This is a genomic window from Methanothermobacter sp. THM-1, from assembly GCF_009914355.1.
GTDB classification, from domain to species: domain Archaea; phylum Methanobacteriota; class Methanobacteria; order Methanobacteriales; family Methanothermobacteraceae; genus Methanothermobacter; species Methanothermobacter wolfei.
The window spans coordinates 635076-652101 of sequence record NZ_CP044013.1; the positions used below are offsets into that span (position 1 = coordinate 635076).

General features: G+C 41.1%; 14 protein-coding genes. 8 read left to right on the forward strand and 6 right to left on the reverse strand.

What is annotated here, in order from left to right; all coding sequences use genetic code 11:
- Position 1: 1 nt before the first annotated feature.
- The 8 genes from FZP57_RS03475 (at position 2) to FZP57_RS03510 (ending at position 10070) form a co-directional block, all read left to right on the forward strand.
- Positions 2–1144: a glycosyltransferase family 4 protein gene (locus FZP57_RS03475; RefSeq protein WP_191216475.1), complete on the forward strand. Its 1143-nt coding sequence runs from the start codon at positions 2–4 to the stop codon at positions 1142–1144.
- Positions 1141–2145 (forward strand): glycosyltransferase family 4 protein, encoded by a 1005-nt coding sequence (locus tag FZP57_RS03480; protein ID WP_074358788.1) that lies wholly within the window; start codon positions 1141–1143, stop codon positions 2143–2145. Before FZP57_RS03475 ends, FZP57_RS03480 begins: the two co-directional genes overlap by 4 nt.
- A complete protein-coding gene (locus FZP57_RS03485) occupies positions 2126–2833 on the forward strand; it encodes a hypothetical protein (RefSeq protein WP_191216476.1) in 708 nt (235 codons plus the stop codon). The genes FZP57_RS03480 and FZP57_RS03485 overlap by 20 nt, the downstream gene beginning before the upstream one ends.
- A complete protein-coding gene (locus FZP57_RS03490) occupies positions 2808–4244 on the forward strand; it encodes an alkaline phosphatase family protein (RefSeq protein ID WP_191216477.1) in 1437 nt (478 codons plus the stop codon). The genes FZP57_RS03485 and FZP57_RS03490 overlap by 26 nt, the downstream gene beginning before the upstream one ends.
- A 2-nt stretch (positions 4245–4246) precedes the next feature.
- The gene (locus FZP57_RS03495; protein ID WP_191216478.1) at positions 4247–5431 is read left to right on the forward strand and encodes a glycosyltransferase family 4 protein; all 1185 of its coding nucleotides are present in this window, start codon (positions 4247–4249) and stop codon (positions 5429–5431) included.
- On the forward strand, positions 5428–7554 hold the full coding sequence (locus FZP57_RS03500) for a DUF2206 domain-containing protein (protein ID WP_191216479.1): 2127 nt from the start codon (positions 5428–5430) through the stop codon (positions 7552–7554). The genes FZP57_RS03495 and FZP57_RS03500 overlap by 4 nt, the downstream gene beginning before the upstream one ends.
- 255 nt (positions 7555–7809) lie before the next feature.
- Entirely contained in the window at positions 7810–8898 is a 1089-nt protein-coding gene (locus tag FZP57_RS03505; RefSeq protein WP_191216480.1) for a glycosyltransferase family 4 protein, read from the forward strand.
- Positions 8899–8900: 2 nt separating this feature from the next.
- Complete coding sequence (locus FZP57_RS03510) at positions 8901–10070, forward strand: polysaccharide pyruvyl transferase family protein (RefSeq protein WP_191216481.1); 1170 nt, start codon at positions 8901–8903, stop codon at positions 10068–10070.
- Here the strand turns inward: FZP57_RS03510 and FZP57_RS03515 are convergent.
- The 6 genes from FZP57_RS03515 to FZP57_RS03540 all read right to left on the reverse strand — a co-directional run bounded on the left by FZP57_RS03515 (position 10063) and on the right by FZP57_RS03540 (position 16991).
- Positions 10063–11283 carry a Coenzyme F420 hydrogenase/dehydrogenase, beta subunit C-terminal domain gene (locus FZP57_RS03515; protein WP_191216482.1) on the reverse strand — a complete coding sequence of 407 codons (1221 nt, stop codon included), beginning with the start codon at positions 11281–11283 and terminating at the stop codon, positions 10063–10065. The genes FZP57_RS03510 and FZP57_RS03515 overlap by 8 nt on opposite strands.
- A complete protein-coding gene (locus FZP57_RS03520) occupies positions 11280–12713 on the reverse strand; it encodes a flippase (protein WP_191216483.1) in 1434 nt (477 codons plus the stop codon). The genes FZP57_RS03515 and FZP57_RS03520 overlap by 4 nt, the downstream gene beginning before the upstream one ends.
- A 275-nt stretch (positions 12714–12988) precedes the next feature.
- Positions 12989–13165, reverse strand: a complete 177-nt coding sequence (locus FZP57_RS03525) for a hypothetical protein (protein WP_191216484.1) — start codon at positions 13163–13165, stop codon at positions 12989–12991.
- A 350-nt stretch (positions 13166–13515) separates the two neighbouring features.
- Positions 13516–14490: a glycosyltransferase family 2 protein gene (locus FZP57_RS03530; RefSeq protein ID WP_191216485.1), complete on the reverse strand. Its 975-nt coding sequence runs from the start codon at positions 14488–14490 to the stop codon at positions 13516–13518.
- 66 nt (positions 14491–14556) lie between these two features.
- Positions 14557–15699, reverse strand: coding sequence for a UDP-galactopyranose mutase (gene glf / locus FZP57_RS03535; protein WP_074358799.1), 1143 nt, complete (start codon positions 15697–15699; stop codon positions 14557–14559).
- Positions 15700–15722: 23 nt separating this feature from the next.
- On the reverse strand, positions 15723–16991 hold the full coding sequence (locus FZP57_RS03540; protein WP_191216486.1) for a flippase: 1269 nt from the start codon (positions 16989–16991) through the stop codon (positions 15723–15725).
- Between the last annotated feature and the right edge of the window lie 35 nt (positions 16992–17026).

Consider the following 17026-nt stretch of genomic DNA (forward strand, 5'->3'; position numbering starts at 1 on the left):
GATGAAAATACTCATTGTAGCACCCTACTTTCCCCCACGAGCTGGAGGAGTTGAACATTACACATATAATATTTCTAAAAACCTCCTAGACATGGGTCATAAGATAACTGTCATTACAAGTGCTAATAAGAGTGCCGAAGAGGACCATGGAATAATGATCATAAGGATTAAAAGTAGAGTTTCAATATCAAACACACCAATTGATCTGACTTTAGTTTCTTCAATTTCAAATATATTAAGAAAAGAAACGTTCGATGTAGTCAACGCACACACGCCAGTGCCATTCTATGCGGACATGGCTGCCATAGCATCAAAGAGGATGAAGGTACCCTTTGTTTTAACCTACCATAACGATGTAATTAAGGAGTCATGGCCACTGAGAACACTCTCATCCATTTACAACAAGACTCTCCTTCAGCTCACCCTCAAGTCATCTGATAGGATAATCACACCATCACCCTACGTTCACAATGAGTCAGAGATGATTAATGAATTCATTGAGAGGACAGTCTGGATACCCCCGGGAGTTGACACTGAAGTGTATAAACCCGGAAGAAGCGACTGGAAATCGAGATATGGGTTGCCAGAGAATTCTAAAATCATACTGTTCGTTGGTGCAATGAACAGGGGCCATACTCATAAGGGTGTTGATGTGCTCCTCAGGGCCTTCAGCATGATCAAAGATGAGGACACATACCTTGTACTTGCAGGAACAGGTGACATGATACCCGATTATAAGAGAATCTCAGAATCACTCGGTATAATCAACAGGACACTCTTCACAGGGTTTATAGATGAGGAGACACTGATTGACCTCTACAGGGCATCCGATATGCTTGTCCTGCCAACACTTAACATAGCTGAGGGCTTTGGAATGGTCCTTATAGAGGCCAATGCCTGCGGCAAACCTGTTATAGGTTCACGTGTTGGCGGTATAAAGTATGTTATAAGGGATGGTGAAACAGGACTCCTTGTACCCCCAGGTGATCCTGAGGCCCTTGCGGATGCAATAAGAAGACTGATTGAGGACCCTGAAAAAGCTGAAGTTATGGGTCAGAATGGAAGGAAGATGGTTGAAAAGAACTACACGTGGGAAAGGTCTTCCAGGATAACAGAGAAGGTTTTTCAAGAGGTAATTTCATGAGGATATGTCTGCTAGGTGAATTTGACGTGGAACTTGATGAGGCCATGAGAAAGACAGCATTCTATCTTCACAGATATCTCTCAGAGGAACATGATGTTCTAGGCCTCAACCCACGAAATATAATCTCATTCCGATTCTGGAAGGACTTAAAAGAGTTTAATCCATCTTATGTGCATTATGTCAGCGGATCCTCCCTTATCAGCTTCATCATACTCAAAATCGTAAGCGTGTTCACGGGTTCCAGATCCATAATATCCATGATGAGACCAACATTCTCAAAGATTTCCCTTAAAATGATCAAACTTTTCAGACCCGACGTCGTTATCGTCCAGTCACCGGAAACAGAAAAGAAATTTGAGGACCTTAATTTCAGAACAGTTTTCCTACCCATCGTGGGGATGGACTTTGACAGGTTCCATCCTTCACTGAAGAAAAGAAGGGATGTTTTAAGAAAAAGGTTTAAACTGGACACGGATGACTTCCTGGTACTCCATGTAGGATCCATAAAGGAGGGCAGGAACATTAACTGGCTTTTAGATCTGCAGGAAATGGATGGAGTTCAGGTTTTGATTGTTGGAGCAGTATCTCAGGGTTTGGATAAGAACCTTCTGAACAGACTGAAGGAGGCCGGTTGCACGGTATTTAATTCTTATTTTGAAAATGTAGAGGAAATATATGCCCTCTCTGACTGCTACGCTTTTCCTGTTGTTCCAAAAGAGAACTTCATGGGAAAAAGCGGGGCTGACTGCATAGACATGCCCCTTTCTGTTCTGGAAGCCATGTCATGCAATCTGCCCGTAGTATCAACGAAATTCGGGGGTCTTACAAGGATCTTCAGTGAGGGGGATGGCCTGATCTTTGCTGATGACATTGAAGAGTTCATGGAGGCCGTGAAATATTTTAAAGAATCCGATGCAAGAATAGAAACACGCAAAAAGGTTGAGATGTACTCATGGGCACAGATAGCGGGGAGAATCGAAAATGTCTACAGGGAAGCCTGATAAATTTCTGATTTCATTCAGCGGTATCGACGGTTCGGGTAAGACAACATATGCAGAATATGTTAATACAATGTTAAGGAAAAAAGGTATAAAATGTACTTACGTCTATGGCAGACTGGAACCCTTCCTATTGAAGCCCTTCATACACCTTGGAAGGAAGATACTGCTCCGTGACAAGGACATGTTCCATGATTATAAGGATTATTCTGATGAAAAAAAGAAAAAGATAAATGAACATCCCCTTTTATTCAAAGTATACTACTATATAATGCTTCTTGATTATCTGATACAGCTACTGTTCAGGGTCAAACTACCATTTATGATGGGGCGCAGCATAATATGTGACAGGTACATCTTTGACACCGTGGTAACGGATCTTTCCTCGGACCTCAACTACTCAGATCAAAGGATAAAAAAGGAGATAGACAGGTTCTTCAGATTCTTTCCAGAGCCAACCATGTCCTTCTTTATAGATGTTCCTGTGGATGTAGCCTTTTCAAGGAAGGACGACACTCCATCCATAAAGTACCTGGAGGAGCGGGTTCTGAATTACAGGAATGTAGCTTCAAGTTATAATATGACCGTTCTGGATGGAAGTTGCGACATGAATGAAATAAAGGACTTTCTCCTGAGGGAAATTTCTGAAAAAGTGGTGAAATTAAATGAAAGTAATGGTAATAGGTATTGATGGACTGGACATCGAACTAATAAACAAGTTTGAAAAGGAACTTCCAAATTTCAGAAAACTAAAAGAACAATCACCCGATGTAAAATTGTCCTCTGTTTTCCCTCCAGATTCACCTACAGCCTGGGCTTCCATCTACACGGGCAAAAATCCGGCAGAGCATGGATTCGTTTTCTTTAAGGATCCATTTACAGATGCAGAATATGGAGGCCATCTTAAAAATAATGTTTCAGGGAAAACTTTCTGGGATGATGCGGGGAAAAGGCTTAACAAAAAGGTTTGCATACTCTTCCCCCATGGAGGGTACCCTGCATGGCCCGTGAATGGAGTAATGATAGGGCGTACAACTGAAGTTGATATAAAAAAGTTTGACATAGACTGCTGGCCAGAGGAATTAGAAACTAAATACGATTTTTCAGGCCTGAAGCCTCTCACATCTTATCCAGTTCGCCTTGGAGACATGATAGAACCAACCAAGGATGTTATCCTGAATGAGGTTGCCCTAGGCCTTAAACTCTATGATGATATTGACTGGGATCTCTTCTTTTACTATTCATCATCAATAGATAACATTCAGCACCTTTTCTGGATGTACAATGATAAAAATGATCCGTTCTATGAAGAAGGCAATCCTTATGAGAATGTTATTCTTGATTTCTACAAATTTTATGACAGGGATGTTATAGGCCCATTCCTCAATAAAGTCGATGAAAAAACAGCTCTTATCGTTTTAAGTGACCATGGTCATGCCATGAGGCCAGTTAAAGTTGTTAATATAAATGAAATTTTAAGAAGGAATGGGTTTTTAAAGTTGAAGGAAGGTAATAGCAAAATGGACGCTCTCATGACGAATATGAAGGGAACTGCACTATCACTTATTGACAGGTACAGGTTCATTGGTAAATTAGCTTCCAGGGTTCTAAGAATGTTCCCCAGAGGATTGGAGCTTTATGTTAATACAACACCCATTAATGGCTCTGAGAGTATATGTTACCTTTCAGACCCATCTGGAGGTGTAAAATCTTATAGTTATGCAGGTATACGTATAAATAGGAAGTTAGCATCGGATTCATATGAGTCCATAAGGGATGATCTGATTGAACTGTTATTATCAATCAGAGGACCTGAAGGAGAAAAATTAGTTGAATGGGCCATCAGAAGGGAGGATCTTTACAGGGGAGATCATATTGCAAAGTACCCTGATATAATTTTTAAATTGGATGATGAATGGGGAGTTGGCTGGGATGTTAACGGTGAGATATTCTCAAGGAGTAATTCACACAGACTTCATTCAGGAAATCACAGGGCGGAAACGCCAGTTTTCTTTGTTTATAATGCAGATTTAAATGTTGAAAGTGAAAAAATTGAATTAATGAATGTATCTTCAATTATACTGGATCTTCTGGAGCATTAATCATGAAAATATGTTTCATCAGCCGATTCTATAAGCCGCACGTTCGGGGTGGTGCTGAGATCTATGTCGGTAGGATAGCTGAAAATCTGGTGGAACGGGGACATGAGGTTATTGTTATTACACCGGCTCCTGGAAAAGAAAATTATATTGATCATATAAATAATGTAAGGGTTTATAGAATTTTCCCCTTTAACCTTTCAACTGCATATGATGCTCGTGAACTTACACTTTTCAGGAAGTTAATCTATCATTTACTTGATACTTTTAATCTTGATGCCTACATAAAAATAAAGAATATCCTAAAAAAGGAAAGACCAGATCTTGTTCATATAAATAATTATAAAGGCCTTTCCGCAAGTGTTTTCAAAGCCGTCAAAGATCTAAAAATCCCATTAGTTTTCACAGCCCATGATTTCTGTCCAGTTTGTGTTCGAACCAATCTTCTGAATTCTAAGGGGAATATCTGCAAAAATCCCAGGTTTATCTGTAAAATTTATAAAAGGTTACAGAAAGCTTCAATTAATGGAAAACCCGATTTATGCACTGCACCTTCACAATTTTTGATCGATGAATTAAGAGCTAATGGCTTTTTTAATGATAATATGGTTCTCTTAAGGAATCCTGTAGAATCACTTTCCAAAAGAATTAAAAAGACCTATGATAAAATTGATTTCCTCTATGTTGGGGCATTATCTAAACATAAAGGTGTAGATGTCCTGATAAGGGCCTTCAGAGAACTTGAGGCGGATAACATTAGGCTCCATATCGTGGGGCGAGGTCCTGATGAGAATAAACTGAAGGCACTCCACGGAGACGATGAGAGAATAATTTTTCATGGATTCCTTGAGGGTGAAGAGCTCAGTGGAATGTATGGTAAGGCTAATGTAACTGTTGTTCCTTCAGTATGGTATGAGAATTCGCCGATGGTTGTATATGAAAGTTTTGCTCATTCAACGCCAGTGATTGGAAGCGATATTGGGGGGATTCCTGAACTTGTCAGTGAAGGTTGCAACGGCTTTCTGTTTGAGCCGGGAGATAAGGATGAGCTTAAGGGCGTACTTAAAAGACTCTTAGAGGATCCTTCTATATTAAAGGAGTTCGAAAGAAATGCATATGAAAGTGCAAAAAAGTACACAATAAAGGAACACCTAGATAAACTTGAAAGGATTTACAGGGGATTACTATGAGAAAGGATGTTATTTATTTCATTTTATTGCTTTTAGTCACGGATATAGCTGTTCTGATGGATATTCCATTACTGAGAGGAGTCTTAATATTAAGTACTTTTATAGTGGCTTTGGGTTATCTTTTTCTTGAGTCTCTTGGTTTGTCTGAATCTTTTCTTGATGTTTTTTTATTATCTATTGGTCTGGGTGTTGGACTTTCAATATTTATTGGATTGGTGGTTAATAGTTTTTATTTTATGGTTTATAAGCCACTTTCATTGTTTCCATTATTATTAGCATTTAATATTGTATTTTTAGTTCTTTTAATTTTGGCGAGAAATAAAATTTCATTTGATTTTAATATTTTAAGTTCTCTGAAAAATGAAAAATTGACCTCTCCGATGATAATGTCGTTTTTGTTGCCTTTAATGGGTATAATAGGTTCTTATATTATGAGAACTTACCATAGTCCTTTATTTAATATTTTTTTGATGATGTTGGTAATAGTTTATGCTATTTCTTTGATCACGATCTTTCGCGGAAGTATTTCATCACTAACCTATACAACCGCCATATTTAATATTAGTCTGAGTATGGCTTTGGTGGTGTCTTTATATTCAGAATATATATGGGTATTCAATGATGCAATGCTTGAATACTATCTGGGTAATTTAACACTTAAAATGGGATATTGGTCTATTTCAAATTATGCGGGTGCATATAATTCTTGTTTAAGTATTACAATATTTCCAGCGATCTATTCATTATTGAGCGGATTATCTGTGAATTGTATCTTTAAATTAATGCAATGTGGTCTCTTTTTACTTCCTATTATAGTTTTCAATATTTTTAGGGAATATGGTGGTAGAAGAGCCTTAATAGCTGCAATTTTATTTGCATCTCAGCAGCCATTTCTGTGGGATATGCCGACACATTTAAGAACTGCGATGGCAGTCTTCTTCTTTGCGCTGGCGGTGATGGTCTTGTTAAATAATAGGATCATGGGGTGGAAGAAGGCTCTTCTATTTTTAATATTCTCAATTCTGATAATATTCTCACATTACTCAACGGCTTATATAACTTTTTTCATATTTTTGTTCTCTTCAATATTATTGTTCTTCAAGGAGGAGAATAATTCAAATCTTACGATAGGTTTCAGTGTTCTGTTTTTCACGGTTTTATTTCTATGGTTCGGCCAGGTTACTAGGGTCCCGTTCATTGCAGGAGTTGAGTTCTTTAGGAATACTATTGCTAGTCTTACAAAATTTTTTGTAATGGATTATAGAGGTGGAACTGTTACTACAGCATTTGGTGTTGGGGTTAAGTATGTTTCACAGTTTGTGAGAATTATTAGTCACTATTTGTCTCTTGGTTTCATTGCCATAGGTATTGTGGATGCACTTCGGAAAAGATATTCAGAGCATTTAAATGCTAATCTTATTTGTTTATCCTTTGTCGGTCTATTTATCCTTTTTTTATCTGTTGTACTTCCCTATGTCACGAAGGGTTATGATGTGGGAAGGTTATTTTACCTTATTCTCATATGCACTGCGATTTTCTTTGTTTTTGGGGGGGAATTTATTGCAGAAAAATTCTTTAGAGTTTTTAATAGAGGATCTTTAGTCCAGTGGAGAGTATTAATACTTTCTTCAGTACTTTTTTTACAGTTTATTGCTGGGACTTCCCTCGTTTACAGTTTAGGTGATGCTCCAGGGCGTGCATTTCCAGAATTTTCTGAAAAGACCGTGCTTGATGCGGGTACGGTCTACAAAAGCGACGTTTACAGTGCCTTATGGGTATTGCATTTTGGTGATGAAAAGAAGGTTGTGCTCTTTGATAATATTGGAGATCACAAGTTCCTTTTTTCAGTATGTTCGTTTGGTAAAGGATTTTCTACTGGGAATTTTAAAATGAGCTTTTTCACGGAGGAAATATTCACAGCAAAAAAATTTAGAATTCTTAACTATACAAGTCCTTCTGGAATAAACAATTACTATGGATATCTGTCCAGATATAATGTTTTAAATAAAAAAATAATTTTAGATTCTTCTCTAGAAAACGACACGCTCCTAAATACTATAAATAGAATTGCTAAGTCAAATGTTATTTATGATAACGGTTACTCTAAGATACTATCAAAATAATGATACTAAAATGTATAACAATTGGAGGCCATATTATGACTAAAATACTCATAACGAATACGAACTGTTCATGGAATAAGGGATCTGTAGCGCAGGTTGTAGGTACAGTTAAGACCTCAAAAAGGTTAATAGCCGAGCCGAATTTCCTCTACTGGTCTTGAACTTGACACTAAAGAGTGTAAGATGCATAAGTTAGAAGGATTTATAATCTGGGGCTTAAAACTAAAAATCAAGAAAAGAATGGGGTGTCAGAACATGAAAATACTTTTCATACATAATACGGCTATGTGGTACAGAATACCTTTTTTCAAAAAATTGAATGAATTATTTGAAATCAAATATTTTTTCACAGATTTTAATATTATTGGAGACGTTTATGCAGAATCATATAAGGATGCGATTAAAGAGATGGAGGGATTGGATTATAAAATTTCTGGTAGCATTTTTGATCTTGCAAAGGAGCTTTTAAAAGCTGATTATGATCTGGTGGTTGGAGGTTCATGGGGTAATATTCCTGAATTAGTTAAAACGATGATAATATATGCTATTGCAAAGCTGAGAGGGAAGAAGATACTGCTCTTCAGGGAGGATTGGGACTGGGGATTTTCAACCAAGAGAAAACTTATAAATCCATTAGTAAAAATTTTCTCGAAGCTGGCTGATGCTATTGTAGTACCAGGGACCATACACAAGAAATACTATGAAAAGCTCACTAAAAGTGAAAAGATATTTATAATGCCCAATGCAACTCATATAAAAATAAAAAATAATAATATAAAGGGAGATTTCAATAAAAAAATTGTACTATACGTAGGACGTTTGGTAAAACGAAAAGGTGTTGACTACCTTATAAAGGCATTTGGGGTGTTAGATGATCCAGAATCCTCTTTAGTTATAGTGGGTTATGGTGATGAAGAAGAAAATCTTAAAAAACTTGTTGAAGAACTGAAAATCGATAATGTATTTTTTGCAGGCAAAGCATCTCAGGATGAAATATGCACCTATTATTTAATGGCGAATGTTGTTGTTGTGCCATCTATCACGTTTAAAATAGGTGATCCATGGGTTTTTGTACTTAATGAAGCCATGCAATGCGGTAAACCAGTTATTGCAACGGAGGCTGTTGGAGGTGCATATGATCTGATCAGGGATGGTGTTAATGGATTCATGGTACCTGAGAGAGATGTTGAAGCACTGGCCTTATCTATAAAGAAAATACTAGATGACCCTGACCTTGAAAGGAGGATGGGTGATGCTTCTAGAAAGATAATAAATGATGGATTCACATATGATCACATGGTTGAAGGATTTAATGCGGCTGTAAGGTATATATGTGAGGAATAAAGGTGAAAGGTGTCAGATTTTTACTTATAGGCATTGAATGTTCTAGAAATAAAGGAACTGCAGCCATACTTAAAAGTACAGTTCAGACACTAAAGAACTATTTTGAAAACGCACTATTCAAGGCAGTGACTCCATGGCCAAACAGGGACAAATTAAACTGTAAGGGAATTGAATTTTCAGATGATCTACTTTCAAAACTCCGTTTATTCAAAATCAGAAAAGAATCTGATGACTTTGATATCGTTATTGATCTCCATGGAGACACCATTTCTGAGGACTATGGAATACTAACAGTATTCGGGTTTTTTTATAATATAGTTTCCTATAAATTACTGGCTAAGAAGGCTTATGTTATTTATGCACAGTCCCTGGGGCCATTTAATAATCCCATTTCCCGTTTATTGGCCAAGTTCTGCTTAAATAAAGTTGACCTTCTGATTATAAGGGAGAAGATAACAGAGAATTATTTAAAAATGTTAGGAATAAGAAATTACTTTTTAGGAGCTGACCCCGCCTTTCTACTTAAAACCGCATCGAAGGAAAATATCAAGGAAATACTAAAAAATGAGGATATAAGGGCGTCTCAGGGATCAATAATAGGTATAAATGTGAGTCAGCACATATATGATCTTCTTAAAGATGCTGGTCGTCATATGGATTATATAATGATGAATGCTAAACTCATAGACAAACTAATCGAAACCTATGATGTTAACATACTCCTAATACCTCATGTCCTAAATAATGTCCATGATGATTATTCAATTGCAAAAAAAGTTTATTCAAAAATCAAAAATAAGAATCTCGTTAATGTTATTGAAGGGGACTATACGCCAGAGGAAGTTAAAGGAATAATAGGACTTTGTGATTTATTTATAGGGGCAAGGATGCACGCTGTTATTGCATCAACATCACAGTGCATACCAAGTGTTGGTATTGCCTACAGTCACAAAATGCATGGGATAATAGGAGAACTTCTTGGCCTAGATGAGTACATAATAGACATAGATGATTTGAACTATGATATCCTACATGAAAAGACCATGAAGGCCTGGGAGAACCGTGAAAGAATAAAAAAACATCTAGAAAAGGTCATCCCAGAGGTGAAAAGAAAGGCCCTCAAGAATGGTGAACTTGTAAGGGAACTCTGCGATTCCCTTAAAATCACATGAGGAAATCTTTACGAGCCTTTAGAGATACGAGAATGGAGTATAGGGTCATGTATATCTTTATGAGTTTTTTGGGAATTCGCAGTTTTTCTGGTTCAAAAATGGAGATTAATTTGTCGATAAGGTCAATTTCTGGGAATCTGCCTTTATATAGGTCATTATCGATCATATGAACCTTCTTTTTCATGTAAATATTGTATAATTGTGAAAGAAGGACCTTTTCTGCTTCTATAGGTTCAAGGTTACATAGTCCCTCCTTCTTAAGGTCATCAAGTATTTTAATGTCCTTCCTGAGTACTATTAAGGTTTTTCCTATATTTTCACCTTCAAATTCCCGTAGCCAGGGGTCTGCAAATGACATGTCAGATAATTCGGCCATATGGTCAGAGCATCTTCTACATCTTGGGGGTATAAAGAGTTGCCCGAACCCAGATCCCCAATATTCGGGTAGTAGTAGTAGTATTTGACCCGTGGTTGTTTCAATTTTAAGGCTTCCGGGCCATCCCTCACCACGATACTTTATACTTTTAACTTCATTTTTGCTGACTCCCAGTTTTTCAAGGAGGAATTCTGTTGCCTTGAATGATGGTGTGTGGTTGCATACTATTCCTAGGTGATATACTATTCTCTCCTTTAGTTTCCTGTTGATTATTTCGGCCTTTCTGACGCCTTGGATATGGCAGGGCAGACCTACAACAGCGTACCTTCCGGGTTTCTTGAGGATCTCTTTGAGGGCTATGTTCGCCGGTACCGGGCAGTACTTGGATCCAGCCGCCTCAATGATATCCTCAGGGGTCCTTGCAATGAAAGGTTCAGGTTCAAGGGGTTTTTTGGGGTTCATATGGGTTACGAGGGCTCCGTCGATGATGCCCTTATTAAGTAGGTGGATGAGTATCTGGGTTACCATACCACCTGATGATGCATCGTATCTGAGTTTTTCATTGGTTGAATGGGCAACATAGCAGGCCTTATAGTTCCCAATGAGCATGTCTTCTCCTTCATAACCGAATATTTCCCTGTTAAGTTCCCTGAAATCAACGGATACCCCCGGGCAGACCTTTATGCAGACGCCGCACTCATCACATTCCCCTACTATGATTGGTTCATATATTCCTTTTTTTCTGTTAACATTCATTTCAATTATCTCTCTGGGGCACATGGCAGCGCATGTCCCGCAGCCGGTACAAAGATCCCTGATCTCACCAATGTTCTTCATGGACTCCTCCCCATAAGTTTCATCAGTATCACCTTATCCTCCTCATCAAAGGTCCTGATGAGGATAAGGACTCCGAAGTAAATGCAGGATGCAAGAAGTATAATGATTAAAAGGTTCAGGTCCATCATCAGGTAGACGGCCGCCCCCATAATTACAGATGCAAGTGCAGGTTTCCTGAATGTACCGTTCACATCTACATGTTTATAGTGTCTACCTATATAGTGGAGGAAGAGCATGTAGAGGAATAGCTCTGACACCACTGTCGCTATACTTGCACCGATGTAACTGTATAATGGTATGAGTATGATGTTCAGTATGATGTTCAGGGCAGCGCTCAGGCTCACGCTGAGCATCCTGAAGCCCTGCCTGTCTATGGAACTTAAAAGGGTCCCTGTGATGGTGCTCACAAGCCTTATGGGTATGAAGAGGCTCAGGATCTGAAAGGCGATTATGGATCCACTGAAACCTCCACCGTAGAAGAGGGAGATGAACCTGTCTGCAAGTACCAGACACCCGGCGGCCATGGGGAAGCTGATGATTGAAAGATACTTGCAGGATACTATGGTAAAGTTCTCAAGGACATCCCCCCCATCAGTAAACTGCCTTGACATCACTGGATAAACCGCTGATGAAACCATGCCTGATATTATCATGCTGAGGCTCAGGAGGGGGTTGTAGGCAGCATTGTATACACCAACAGCAACATCATCCCTGAGGATCCCCAGGAGCACGGTGTCTATCTTGAAGAAGAACACTGCAAAAAGGGAATTAAGACCGAAGGGGAGACCCTCCACGAGGAGCCTCCACTGAAGACCAGGTTCAAAGCTGATGGACGGCCTCACAAACCTCTTAAAGCTGATAGCTGATGCAACAAGGAGGTCAAGGACACCGGCAACTGCATAGACAAGGGCAACGGCAAAGACACCATAACCCATGAAAAGGACCGCGAGTCCAAGCGTGACGGTCACGGACCTCTCAATTATCTGGAAGACTGCAACATACTCCATCCTCTCCCACGCCTGGAAGAGTGAGAGATAGGTGCCTGAAATCGTGAGAAGGACGTTATAGAATCCGAAGAGGTAAAGGAGCATGGTTATATCACCGCTAAGTGATAGTAACCATGAAAGGATGGGTACCAGTGCAAGGGTCATCACCCCCAGCGGCACCTTCAGGATGACGGCGTTACTGATGTAACTTTCCGAGAGATCCTTATCCCTTGCTATCTCTCTTACAAGTAACTGGTTGACACCGAGGTCTGTGAATGTTGCAAGGAGAGTGGTAAGTGAGATTGCAAAACTGTACTTCCCGAAGTCGGCTTCGCCAAGGATCCTTGCAAGGTATAGGAGGAGTACGAAGGCCATTAATGATGTTAAAACCTGGGCAAACCCTGTAACACCGATGTTCTTAACTATCCTCTGCACCTGATTCATACCATCACTTTATAGGTCCATGTTTATATCCTTTTCATATGATGCAGATGAAGAGTCTAAGATGCCGGCGGTAGATCAATCCCCTGGCCCTGACATGGCCAACTAACTATGAGAACCTGTCTACTCCACACATTTAACTGGAGTGAATAGGACATGATTCCAGCATATCCAGATACAAAGGTTCATTCTGCCCTGCAAGAACTGTTACAGGGGCCCCGGAGCTACTACACAAGCTTGTATACCATTTAAGGAACCATATCGGATTCAATGCTTACTTATATTATTATCCTGCCGTTAAGGAGCCGGCCCCTGAAGAATACAGGGTTTATAATGTCATGGTTGGTGAAATAGAATATGATGAGGGAATACTCATAGCACCCGAGGTAAAGGATGGGCTGTGACCCCCTCAGTGTACATGATAATATAAGAAGCGGGTATGGTTCAGCGGACAATTACCACACTTCAAGGCTTAAAGGATGGAGTAGGATCTTGAATGCACTCATCACCAGGGCCTATCTCCTCTGACGGGTTCCCGCATGCATTGGAACTAACAGAGGACCGGATTAGGGATATTGATGGTGCTGATGATTCCCTTGAAAGCGTCGATTTTCTCCTTGCACGGTCACATTACTCCCTCAAGGTTTTAAAGGAGAGTACCAATCAAGGTTTATTAACTTTCAGTATCTGAATAAGGATTTTTTAGCAAACTGGGGGCTCTGAATAAACTCATGATTGTCATGTGGAGAATCATATTTGTTCATCCATATAACACTCTAATAATGATACCGTTTCCCTGGTAAAACTATTCATATAACAGTTTTTTAGGTTTCTCGTTATTGAAGTTTCCTCGGATACCATCATAATATGCACTCAGTATGAATCTGCATCTTTTTATTACATTATCCATGGAGATGATCTGTCCCAGTAGTGAAAGGGGAATTGCCCTTAAAAGGAATATGTAGAAGAGCAGGGGGTTCATATTCCTTTTACGTAGCCAGGTATGGTTCCTGAGACCATAATACCTGAGCCATAGTTTCTCATAGGGAACCATGGAAACTTCTTTCCATAAAAATCTTTTCTTTTCAAGGTTATCCCAGGCAGCGTCCTTGTGGAGTATCCTGCTTCCTGTAACAAGGATTATATCACCCGTACCCCTCAACCTTAAACAGTACTCAACATCATCATAGTGCAGGAAAAAATCTTCCCTCGGGAACCCAACCTTCCCTATGGACTCTGAATTAATGAGGATGCCCACAAATGATGCGTGGTCAATCTTAATGCACTCATCAGCCATCTCAGGATTAATGGGTCGTACAACCCATCTGAAACTGTTAAAATCAAAGAAACCCCTGTGTATCACCTGTGGCATGCCATCAATGCCAACCTTTAGATTGGCAAGGGCAGCAACACCATCACTCTCATAATCAAGTAATCTCTCAAGACTCTCAGGGAGGGGTTCAGCATCATCGTCCATGAGCCATATCCAGTCGTATCCATCACTGTAGGCTCTTCTGACTCCCTCATGGAATCCTCCGGCTCCCCCCGTGTTTTTCGGGAGTCTGATGTAGTTGACTTTAATCACACCTCCATCATGGAGGTTCTCCATGCTTCCGTTAAGGTATCCTTCCTTCCCGAGGAGTTCCTCTGTACCGTCGGTTGATGCGTTGTCTATGATGTACAGGGCATCAAGGGGTCTTGTCTGCCTCCTGAGGGCCTCCAGGCATTCAATGAGAAGTTCCTTCCGATTAAAGGTCACAACCACTGCTGAAACTTTCAAGGTATCTCCTCTCGTGTGGTTCTCTTAAAACATGGTACTTTACTTCTATTGTAGCGGCTGAATTCATCAGAGTATCCGTTCCCTGAAGACCTCCAGGCTCCTCTTTACGATGTCATCCATGTCATAGTATCTGTACTCTGCAAGCCTGCCCACAAGGACAAGGTTATCGTAGTCAGCTGCAAGTTCAAGGTACCTTCTGTACATTTCACGGGTCTCCTCTGTGAAGATGGGATAGCAAGCCTCATTTTCACCCCTCACATGACTGCAGGGGTACTCCTTCACTATAACTGTCCTATCTGACCTTACAGGGTGAAGGTGCTTGAACTCAGTGATCCTGGTGTAATCATAGTTGTTGGGGTAGTTTATGGTCGCAGCCTCCTGGAACCATTCCATGTCATGTGCTTCGAACCTGAAGTCAAGGGAACGGTAGGGGAGCTCACCGTACCTGTAATTGAAGAGTTCATCGATCTTCCCTGTGAATACCAGTTTACCCCTGAACTCCGAACCCATAACGAAGATACTTCCATCCCTGAGCTCCAGGACCTCATCATGGGATGTGTTGAGCATGAGTTTGATGTTCGGGTGGTCAAGCATCCTCCCTATCATCCCGGTGTAACCCCTGAGGGGCACAGCCTGGTAGGTGTCCTGGAAGTACCTGTCATCATTGGAGAGGACCACCGGCACGCGCCCGGTAACCTCGGGGTCAATCTCCTCTGGCTTCAGGCCCCACTGCTTCATGGTGTAGTTCAGGAAGACTTTCCTGTAGATGTAGTCTGCCAGGAATCTGAGGTCAGGGTCATCCTCCTCCATGAGTTCCAGTATGTGGACCCGCGCCCCATGGGGGTGCTTTTCAAGTAGTTTCTCCTCAAGGCGCCGTGAAAGGCTCTCCGGCAGAAGTTCCCTCATTGATGTGAGGTTGAAGGGCAGGGGGACCAGCCTTCCATCAATTGATCCCAGCACACGGTGCTGGTATTCCCTCCACTCTGTGAAGCGTGAGAGGTACTCGAAGACCTCCCTGTAATCTGTGTGGAAGATGTGGGGCCCGTACTTATGGATGATGATGCCGTTCTCATCACGTTCATCATAGCAGTTACCGCCTATATGGTTTCTTCTCTCAATGACCAGCACCCTTTCATCGAGTTCATCCGCTATCCTCTCCGCCATAACGGCACCTGCAAGGCCGGCGCCCACAATGATATAGTTGAACATGAATTCACCTCTTAACCGGGTTATCAGAGAACCCCCCTCATCTTAAGGAGTGTATATCCTATTATACAGATTATTATTTCGGTTGCCACAACGGCTATCGCGGCACCCACCGAACCCATGAGGATTACAAGGGCGAGGAAGAGTACAATGTGGATCAGGCCTCCATAGAGGACCATCCTGGTGAAATCCTTCTTGTAACCGAAGGAAAGAAGACCCTGTGTACCCAGGATATTGTTTACCCCCACCGCGAATATTATGAAGACCAGTATCTGGAGGAGGGGTATGCTCTCAGCGTATCCCTGACCAGCAAGCACCCCTATGATGAAGGGTGCAAGGGGGACCATAAGGACCGAGAGGCCGAAGGTCAGGGCACCCATTATGATGAGCATCTTCTTAAGTTCACTCCTGGCCCTATCCCGGTCATCCTCCTGTATCCTGGAGAAGTAGGGGTAGATGGCCTGGCTTATGGGTGATGTGAGTCCAAGGAGGGCCCTTGTTATATCCTCTGCCACGGCATAATACCCAACAGTCACGTTCCCTGCGAGGAGTCCGAGCATGAACCGGTTTGATGTTGTGTAGAGGCTTACTGCAATGGTTGAGATGAAGAGGTGCCATCCATCAACAAGCTGCTCCCTTACATCGGCCGGTGAGGGCCTTAAGAACCTGACATTGAACTCCCTCTTCACTATCCTCTGACTGTAGATTCCAACCGCTATGAATCCGAGGGAGTTGAGGAGGGGCACGTAGAGGTAGTCCATGGGACCCCTCACCACAATGAATATTAGGCCGGTGTATATGAGTGAGCTGAGTATCCTGAGGATGCTTATGTACCTCATCCTCTCAAACCCCTGGAAGAACCATACAGGGAAGAGGACGCTTCCAAGGACGATGCCGTAGGTGTATATGTAGAGGGGGAGGTCCGACCTGAACATGTCAACTGATAGTACGATGGTGAGCATGGCTGTGAAGGTGAGTAACATGAGGAGGGTCTTTGTCACCATTACCGAACTGTAGATCCTTGAGACCTTTTTGGTGTCATCCCTGTTTATGGATATCTCCCTTGTTGCTGAGAGGTTGAATCCGTAGTCGGTTATGAGGTTGAAGTAGGTTATGAAGGCCACTGCAAAGGCCACCTTACCATAGTTACCGGGTCCGAGGACCCTTGTAAGGTATGGGAATGTTATGAGGGGGAGGAGGTACTGGACCATCTGTATTCCTGTGAGGGATGCGATGTTCTCAAGTACGCGCCTGTAGTCGCTGTTTCTGAGTATACTCTCTGCTCTACTTCTCATCCAGATCCACCATCACACTTTCTTTAGTTTCTTTA

Bases quoted from the DNA above. Each gene is read 5' to 3' on its own strand.
- FZP57_RS03475 (WP_191216475.1), top strand. From the start codon at position 2: ATGAAAATACTCATTGTAGCACCCTACTTTCCCCCACGAGCTGGAGGA.
- FZP57_RS03540 (WP_191216486.1), bottom strand. From the start codon at position 16,991: ATGAGAAGTAGAGCAGAGAGTATACTCAGAAACAGCGACTACAGGCGC.
- FZP57_RS03490 (WP_191216477.1), top strand. From the start codon at position 2,808: ATGAAAGTAATGGTAATAGGTATTGATGGACTGGACATCGAACTAATA.
- FZP57_RS03520 (WP_191216483.1), bottom strand. From the start codon at position 12,713: ATGAATCAGGTGCAGAGGATAGTTAAGAACATCGGTGTTACAGGGTTT.
- FZP57_RS03480 (WP_074358788.1), top strand. From the start codon at position 1,141: ATGAGGATATGTCTGCTAGGTGAATTTGACGTGGAACTTGATGAGGCC.
- FZP57_RS03505 (WP_191216480.1), top strand. From the start codon at position 7,810: ATGAAAATACTTTTCATACATAATACGGCTATGTGGTACAGAATACCT.
- glf (WP_074358799.1), bottom strand. From the start codon at position 15,699: ATGTTCAACTATATCATTGTGGGCGCCGGCCTTGCAGGTGCCGTTATG.
- FZP57_RS03515 (WP_191216482.1), bottom strand. From the start codon at position 11,283: ATGAAGAACATTGGTGAGATCAGGGATCTTTGTACCGGCTGCGGGACA.
- FZP57_RS03485 (WP_191216476.1), top strand. From the start codon at position 2,126: ATGTCTACAGGGAAGCCTGATAAATTTCTGATTTCATTCAGCGGTATC.
- FZP57_RS03500 (WP_191216479.1), top strand. From the start codon at position 5,428: ATGAGAAAGGATGTTATTTATTTCATTTTATTGCTTTTAGTCACGGAT.
- FZP57_RS03495 (WP_191216478.1), top strand. From the start codon at position 4,247: ATGAAAATATGTTTCATCAGCCGATTCTATAAGCCGCACGTTCGGGGT.